7 protein-coding genes are annotated in these 7788 nt (G+C 70.7%); 4 read left to right on the top strand and 3 right to left on the bottom strand.

Features of this window, described 5'->3' with window-relative positions:
• From AVJ23_RS21685 to AVJ23_RS21675, 3 genes are all read right to left on the bottom strand, one after another.
• Nucleotides 1-997 (bottom strand): Gfo/Idh/MocA family protein (locus AVJ23_RS21685; RefSeq protein WP_058864327.1); only part of this gene is annotated, 997 nt, incomplete at its 3' end.
• A 3-nt stretch (nt 998-1000) separates the two neighbouring features.
• Nucleotides 1001-1903, bottom strand: a complete 903-nt coding sequence (locus AVJ23_RS21680) for a TIM barrel protein (protein WP_058864326.1) — start codon at nt 1901-1903, stop codon at nt 1001-1003.
• Nucleotides 1904-1982: 79 nt separating this feature from the next.
• On the bottom strand, nt 1983-3086 hold the full coding sequence (locus AVJ23_RS21675) for a Gfo/Idh/MocA family protein (RefSeq protein WP_058864325.1): 1104 nt from the start codon (nt 3084-3086) through the stop codon (nt 1983-1985).
• A gap of 137 nt (nt 3087-3223) precedes the next feature.
• Between AVJ23_RS21675 and iolD the strand changes: the two genes are divergently transcribed.
• The 4 genes from iolD to AVJ23_RS21655 form a co-directional block, all read left to right on the top strand.
• On the top strand, nt 3224-5092 hold the full coding sequence (gene iolD / locus AVJ23_RS21670) for a 3D-(3,5/4)-trihydroxycyclohexane-1,2-dione acylhydrolase (decyclizing) (protein WP_058864324.1): 1869 nt from the start codon (nt 3224-3226) through the stop codon (nt 5090-5092).
• Nucleotides 5092-6093, top strand: a complete 1002-nt coding sequence (gene iolC / locus AVJ23_RS21665; RefSeq protein ID WP_058864323.1) for a 5-dehydro-2-deoxygluconokinase — start codon at nt 5092-5094, stop codon at nt 6091-6093. Before iolD ends, iolC begins: the two co-directional genes overlap by 1 nt.
• Nucleotides 6094-6107: 14 nt before the next feature.
• Complete coding sequence (locus AVJ23_RS21660; protein WP_058864322.1) at nt 6108-6965, top strand: 5-deoxy-glucuronate isomerase; 858 nt, start codon at nt 6108-6110, stop codon at nt 6963-6965.
• The coding region (locus tag AVJ23_RS21655; protein ID WP_058864321.1) for a class II fructose-bisphosphate aldolase at nt 6962-7788 on the top strand (827 nt) is incomplete at its 3' end. The genes AVJ23_RS21660 and AVJ23_RS21655, both read left to right, overlap by 4 nt.

Here is a 7788-nt window from a genome sequence, read left to right as displayed (position 1 = left end):
CGTCGGCGAGGTCGCAGTAGATGTTGGCGACGGCGAGGGGGAAGCCCTCGGGATGGGCGATGGCGACGCGGGAGAGGCGCTGCGCATCCGCGTGCAGGCCGGGCTCGCCCTTCTCGATGACCTGGGAGCGGCCGCCCAGCGGGGTGTAGTGCAGCTGGTTGGGCTGTTCGGAGGCCCAGCGGAGCCCGCCGGTCTCGCCGAAGACCTGCAGCTCGAACCCGTGCTGGCGCCCGATCGCCACCGAGGAGGTCCAGAGCCGGCCGACCGTGCCGCGGGTCATGCGGAAGTTGACCATGGCATCGTCCTCGAGGACACGGCCGGCGATGGTGGAGGCAAAATCGGCCGACAGGGTCTCGACCTCGTCATCGCAGACGAAGCTGGCCATGTGCAGCGCGTGGATGCCGCAATCGGCGAACTGGCCCGAGACGCCGGCCATGGCCGGGTCGTAGCGCCAGCGCACGCGGGGGTTGTCGGCATCGGCGGCATTGCCGTGATGGCCATGGCTGAAGCTGGTCACCACCAGGCGGATGCGGCCCAGCTCGCCGGCCTGCACCATGGCGCGGGCCTGGCGCACCATGGGATAGGCCGAGTAGCAGTAGTTGACGGCGCAGACCCGGTTGGCGGCGCGGGCCACGCGCAGGATCTCGGCGCCCTCCTCGACGGTCATGGTCATGGGCTTCTCGCAGAGCACGTGGAAGCCGGCCTCGAGGAAGGCCTTCGTGATCTCGTAATGGGTGGCGTTGGGCGTGGCCACGGTGACCAGGTCGACGCGGTCGGGGCGGTCGCGCTCGCCCGCCAGCATCTCGGTCCAGTCGCCATAGGCGCGGTCGGGCGCGATGCCGAGGCTGCGCGCATAGGCGCGGCCTTCCTCGGGGCGGTGGTCGAGCGCGCCGGCGGCCAGTTCGAAGCGGCCATCGGCCAGCGCGCCCAGCCGGTGGGCCGGGCCGATCTGGCTGCCTTCGCCGCCGCCGATCATGCCCCATTTCAGTTTCGTCATGGCTCAGCCCTCCTGCGTGAAGCCGATCGTCTCGAGATAGGCGCGGTTGGCCCGCGCATCGCCCAGCGGGTCGGGATCGAGCGTGGGATCGCAATCCTGCTCGACCGTGCACCAGCCGGCATAGCCGGCCTCGACCAGCACCCGGCGCACGGCGGGGAAGTCGACCTCGCCCCGGCCCAGCGTGCAGAAGATGCCCTGGCCGCAGGCCTCGTAGAAGCCGGTGCGCGCGGCGATCACCTGCGCCTTCACCGCCGGGTCCACGTCCTTGAAGTGCATGTAGGAGACCCGGTCCACGTGGCGGCGCAGGAAGGCCACCGGGTCGTAGCCGGCATATGCGTGGTGGCCGGTATCGAAGCAGATCTTCAGCGTCTCCGCGTCCACCTCGTCGAGCAGGCGCTCCAGCTCGGGCTCGAAGTCGAGGAAGCCGCCGGCATGGGCGTGGATGCCCACGGTCAGCCCGTAGTCCCCGGCGCCGATCCGCGCGCTCTCGGCGATGCGGTCGCGGAAGGCGGCCCATTCGGCGGCGTCCATCTGCAGGGCCTCGTCCGCGCGCCCCGCGGTGGGGGCGCGGCGCGGCGAGATCGAGTCGATCAACACCATGTGGGTGGCGCCATGCGCGGCCAGCGCGCGGCCGGTGCGGTGGGTGGCGTCCAGCACGTCCTCCCAGGCGGCGGGGTCGTGATAGGGGCGGAAGACCACGCCGCCGATCAGCTCCAGCCCGTGCTCGGCCAGCCCCGCGCCCAGCAGGGCGGGATCCTCGGGCATGTAGCCCACCGGGCCCAGCTCGATGCCGGTATAGCCGGCCGCGGCGCAGTCGCGCAGCACCTGTTGCCAAGGCGGGTTGCGCGGGTCGCCGGCGAACTCCACCCCCCATGAACAGGGCGCGTTGCCAATCCTGATCGTCATCTGCCGTCCTCCTGTGAAGGTCTCGGGGCGCGGGACCTGTGCTGTCTGTGTGTGTCTGAAGATGCGTGTCGGGGCGGGCTCAGGCCGGGTCCACCGCGACCCAGCCCCCGGCCTCGGCCGAGGCGCGGATGGCGGCGATCACCCGGTTGACCGCGTGGCCGTCGCGGAAGCTCGGCCAGCGCGCCGCGCCGGCATGGATCGCCTCGAGGAAGTCCTTGGCCTCGATGATGATCTGGTCCTGGTAGCCGGTGCCATGGCCCGGCCCCTGGCAGAAGGGCAGGTAGTCGGGATGCTCCGGCCCGGTCAGGATCTTCGTGAAGCCGCGCGTCGCCTCCGGCCCCTCCATCCGGTAGAGCCAGAGCGCGTTCTGGTCCTCCTGGTCGAAGCGGATCGCGCCCTTCGTGCCGGTGATCTCGTAGGCATAGCCCATCTTGCGCCCCGTCGCGATGCGCGAGACATGGATATGCCCCATCACGCCGCTGGCAAAGCGGCACATCACCTGGGCCTGGTCGTCATTGTCGACCACCCCGCCGGGGCGCGCGGCATGCACCGTCTCGAAGCTGCCCATGACCCGGTCCAGCGGCCCCATCAGCGCCAGCGCGGCATTGACCATGTGCGGCGCCAGATCGCCCAGCGTGCCGTTGGCGCTGCCGCGGGTGCGCCAGCTGGCCGGGGCCTGCGGATCGGCCAGGAAGTCCTCGGTATGCTCGCCCCGGAACCAGGTGATCTCGCCGATCGCGCCCTCGGCCAGCAGCTGGCGGGCGAACTGGCTGGCCGGGGTGCGGATGTAGTTGAACCCCACCATGTTGACCACGCCCGCCGCCTCGGCCGCCGCCACCAGCGCGGCGCTGTCGGCCGGCGAGGCGCCCAGCGGCTTCTCGCAGAAGACCGGCTTGCCCCGGGCGATCGCCGCCTCGGCGATCGGGCGGTGGGTCTCCTGCGGGGTGGCGATGACCACCGCCTCGACCGCGGGGTCGGCGACCAGCGCCTGCCAGTCGGTGGTGGCGCGGGCAAAGCCGTAGGCCTGCCGGTAGCGCTCGGCGCTCTCGGGCCGGGAGGCGCAGACCATCTCGAGCCGCGGGCGCAACGCGGTGTCGAACAGCGCCGCCACCGATGACATGGCCACCGCATGGGCCTTGCCCATGTAGCCGCCGCCCAGGATTCCGATGCCGATCTCGGCCATGGCCGCCCTCCCTGCTGCCGGGTCCCGCCGGCCGCTTTTGTGTTTGCAACCGGTTGCAAAACACGTATCGTGAGTCTAGACAACCCGCAAGCGGCAATTCGCATGCGACCAGAATTTCCCGGGGAGGGTTCGCGCAGATGACATCGACCGAGGGCACCATCCGCCTGACCACGGCGCAGGCCATCATCCGCTGGCTGGCCAACCAGCATATCGAGATCGACGGCCGCGAATGGCGCCTGTGCGGCGGCGGCTTCGGCATCTTCGGCCATGGCAACGTCACCTGCCTGGGCGAGGCGCTGCACGGCGCGCAGGAGGCGCTGCCGCTCTATCGCGGCCAGAACGAGACCGGCATGGGCTTTGCCGCGGCCGGCTATGCCAAGGCCTGGCTGCGCCGGCGCTTCATGTTCTGCACCGCCTCGGCCGGGCCCGGCACCGCCAACCTGCTGACCGCCGCGGGGCTGGCCCATGCCAACCGCCTGCCCATGCTGATGCTGTGCGGCGACAGTTTCCTGACCCGGCTGCCCGACCCGGTGCTGCAGCAGATGGAGAATTTCGGCGACCCCACCTTCGGGGTGACCGACGCCTTCAAGCCGGTCAGCCGCTACTGGGACCGGATCTGCCACCCCGCCCAGGTGATCCAGTCGCTGCCCAATGCCATCGCCACCATGCTCGACCCGGCCGAGTGCGGCCCGGCCTTCCTCGGCCTGCCGCAGGACGTGCAGGGCTGGAGCTACGACTACCCCGAGAGCTTCTTCGCCCGCCGCGTGCACCGCATCCGCCGCCAGGCCCCCGATGCCGCCGAGATCGCCGCCGCCGCCGCCGCGCTGGCCCGCGCCGAGCGCCCGGTGATCATCGCCGGCGGCGGGGTGCAGTATTCCGGCGCCGTGCAGGCGCTGACCGCCTTCGCCGAGACCCACCGCATCCCCGTGGTCGAGACCATCGCCGGGCGCGCCAACATGCTGGCCACCCACCCGCTCAATACCGGGCCGATCGGGGTCACCGGATCGGACAGCGCCAACGCGGTGGCCGAACGCGCCGACCTGGTGCTGGCCGTGGGCACGCGGCTGCAGGATTTCACCACCGGATCGTGGACGGCCTTCGCCCCCGATGCGCAGCTGGTCACGCTCAATGTCGGGCGCCATGACGCGGGCAAGCACATGGCCCTGCCCGTGGTGGGCGATGCCCGGCTGGCGCTCGAGGCACTGGGGGACGGGCTGGACTATGCCGCCCCGCAGGACTGGGTGGCCTTCGCGCAGGCCGAACGCGCCCGCTGGGACGATTACGTGGCCGCGAATGTCCGGCCCGGCAACCGGCCCAATTCCTACGCCCAGGCGATCGGCGTGGTGAACGATCTCTGCGACCCCGGCGACCGCATCGTCGCCGCCGCCGGCGGGCTGCCGGCCGAGGTCACCGCCAACTGGCGCACGCTGCAGACCGGCACGGTGGATGTGGAATTCGGCTTCTCCTGCATGGGCTACGAGATCGCCGGCGCCTGGGGGGCGCGCATCGCGCAAGACGAACAGGCGCCCGAGCGCGACACGATCACCTTCTGCGGCGACGGCTCCTACCTGATGCTGAACTCCGATCTCTACTCCTCGGTGCTCAGCCGCAGGAAGCTGATCGTGCTGCTGCTCGACAATGGCGGCTTCGCGGTGATCAACAAGCTGCAGAACAATACCGGCAATGCCAGCTTCAACAACCTGCTCTCGGACTGCCCCACCATCCCCGAGCCGGTGGCGGTGGATTTCGCGGCCCATGCCGCGTCCATGGGCGCGCGCGCCGAGACCGTGGCCAACCCCGCCGAGCTGGCCGAGGCCTTCCGCCGCGCCCAGGCCGCCGACACGACCAGCGTCATCGTCATGCAGGTCGACCCCCACGAGGGCTGGACCGCGCAGGGCCATGCCTGGTGGGAGGTCGGCACCCCGCATGTCACCGGCGATGACCGCGTCCGCGCCGCCCATGACGCCTGGGAAGCCGGCCGCGCGCGCCAGCGCCGGGGCGTGTGATGGAGCGCCTGCAGGCCGGCATCCGCAAGGGCCGCTTCATGGTGCTGGGCCGCGCCGGGATGGATCTCTTCGCCGACCCGCCCGGCACCGCCTCGGACCACGCCGAGACCTTCCGCGCCGATCTCGGCGGCTCCTCGGCCAATATCTGCGCGGGGCTGTGCAAGCTGGGCCTCCGGGCCGCGCTGGTCACCTCGCTCAGCGATGACAATGTGGGCCGCTTCTGCCTCAACCGGCTGCGCCATTACGGCGTCGAGACCGATCACGTGCGGGTGCTGGGCGGCGAGCACCGCGTCTCGCTGGCCGTCTACGAGAGCCGCATGGACGCGTTCCAGGTCTGCATCTACCGCAACAACGCGGTGGATTTCCAGGTCACCGAGGCCGATATCGACCGCGTCGACCCGGCCGGGTTCGGCGCGCTGATCACCGCCGGCACGGTGCTGGCCGCCGAGCCCTCGCGCAGCGCCACCTTCCACGCCTTCGAGCGCGCCCGCGCCGCCGGGCTGCCGGTGATCTTCGACATCGACTACCGCCCCTACAGCTGGCCCTCGCCGCAGGTCGCCTCCGAGGTGCTGACCCGCGCCGGCGCGCAAAGCGACCTGGTCGTCGGCAATGACGAGGAGTTCGACTTCATGGCCGGCGGCCCGGGCCGCGGCCGCGACATGGCCCGGACCCTCGCCGCAGAGGGCCGCATGGTGATCTACAAGATGGGCGCCGGCGGCGCGGTGACCTTCGCCGAAGGCCGCGAGATCGCCACCGGCATCTACCCCGTCACCGCGCTCAAGCCGGTGGGCGCGGGCGACAGCTTCATCGCCGGGCTGCTGGCCGCGCTGGCCGAGGGCCGCCCCCTGCGCGAGGCGGTGCTGCGCGGATCGGCCTGCGCCGCCATCGTGGTCAGCCGCCCCGGCTGCGCCCCCGCCATGCCCGACACGCCCGCGCTCGAGGCCTTCCTGGCCGCGCATCCCGGCCCGACCGATCCCGAAGACCCCGCCCCGCAGGCCTGAGAAGGAGACAGCCCGTGCACATCCCCCCGCATGACAATGCCAATGCGCCCATCGTCGATGTCGACGACCCGCGCGTGCCGCTGAACTATTTCAACATCGTCACCCTGCGGCGCGGCGAGAGCTTCGACTATGCCGTGCCCGGCTACGAGACCTGCATCGTGCCCGCCACCGGCACGGTCGATGTCGATGTCGAGGGCGCGCGCTTCGACCGGCTGGGCGCGCGCGGCACGGATGTCTGGGATGGCGAGCCCGAGGGCGTCTACGTGCCCGTCGGCGCGACCGTCCGGCTGACCTGCACCTCCGAGACCACCGAGACCTTCATCGCCGGGGCCAAGTACGACCGCGTGCTGGAGCCCTTCGACGTGCGCGAGCCCCAGCTCGACCTCGTGCAATACGGCTCAGACGACACCAAGACCCACCGCAAGATCAAGCACATCCTCGGCGCCAACCAGCATGACCGCGTCGGCCGGCTGCTGGTCTCCGAGCTCTACACCGTGGGCGCCGGCGGCTGGTCGGGCTTTCCCAGCCACAAGCACGACACCGACCGCACCGACGCGGATGGCGAGGTGATCGAGACCCGCCATGACGAGACCTACAATTTCCGCTTCCGCCCCAACCACGGCTCGGGGCTGCAGATGCTGCAGCGCGAGGACAACGCGCCGGGCGATGCCTATCACGTCATGGACCGCTCGACGGTGCTGATCGACAAGGGCTATCACCCCTGCTGCACCCTGCCGGGCTACGAGATGTACTACTTCACCATCCTCGGCGGGCTCTCGCAGCGCTCGCTCAAGCAGTATTTCCAGCCCACCCATGCCGACCAGCTGCACACCATCCCCGGTATCATGGACATGGTGGCCCGGTTCAAATGACCCGCGCCACGCTGGCCGAGGTGCTGCAGCCGGCCCTGCGGCAGGGCTATGCCGTGCCCGGGCTCGTCACCCTGGGATGGGAGGACATGTGCGCCCATGTCGCCGCCGCCGAGGCCGAGGGGCGCGCCGTCATCCTGCAGGCCGGGCCGGGCTGCCGCGCCCATACCCCGCTGCCGGTGCTGGGCGCCATGTTCACCCACCTGGCCGAGCAGGCCGGCGTGCCCGTCGTGGCCCATCTCGACCACGGATACTCGGCCGAGGAATGCCGCCAGGCGATCGACTGCGGCTTCACCTCGGTCATGTATGACGGCTCGCGCAAGCCCCTGCAGCAGAATATCGACGAGACCGCCGCCATCGCCGACATGGCGCATGCCGCCGGCCTCTCCTGCGAGGGCGAGATCGGCTTCGTGGGCTATGCCGAGGGCGCCGCCTCGGCCGGCACCGACCCCGCCGAAGCCGCCCGCTTCGCCACCCAGACCGGGGTGGACGCCATGGCGATCTCGGTCGGCAACCTGCACCTGCAGCAACAGGCCGGCCAAGGGCTCGACGAGCCCCGCCTCCGCGCCATCGAGGCCGTCACCGATCTGCCGCTCGTCATCCATGGCGGCTCCGGCGTGCCCCGGGACCAGCGCCGCCGCCTCGCCCGAACCTCCGCCATCTGCAAGTACAATATCGGCACCGAACTGCGCATGACCTTCGGAAAAACCCTCCGACAGACCCTCAAGGACAACCCGCAAACCTTCGACCGAAACGACATCCTCAAACAAACAATCAACCCAATCAAACAACAAACAATAAACATCCTAAAACAAATCGGACCGGA

The sequence above is a fragment of the Pseudoponticoccus marisrubri genome, assembly GCF_001482405.1.
Taxonomy (GTDB): Bacteria; Pseudomonadota; Alphaproteobacteria; order Rhodobacterales; family Rhodobacteraceae; genus Pseudoponticoccus; species Pseudoponticoccus marisrubri.
The sequence above is the reverse complement of the archived record's forward strand: the minus strand, read 5'-3'. Positions and strand labels throughout refer to the sequence as shown.

What these genes read in the sequence shown, in the direction of transcription:
- AVJ23_RS21675 (WP_058864325.1), bottom strand. Translation starts at nt 3,086, where the DNA reads ATGGCCGAGATCGGCATCGGAATCCTGGGCGGCGGCTACATGGGCAAG.
- iolD (WP_058864324.1), top strand. Translation starts at nt 3,224, where the DNA reads ATGACATCGACCGAGGGCACCATCCGCCTGACCACGGCGCAGGCCATC.
- AVJ23_RS21680 (WP_058864326.1), bottom strand. Translation starts at nt 1,903, where the DNA reads ATGACGATCAGGATTGGCAACGCGCCCTGTTCATGGGGGGTGGAGTTC.
- iolC (WP_058864323.1), top strand. Translation starts at nt 5,092, where the DNA reads ATGGAGCGCCTGCAGGCCGGCATCCGCAAGGGCCGCTTCATGGTGCTG.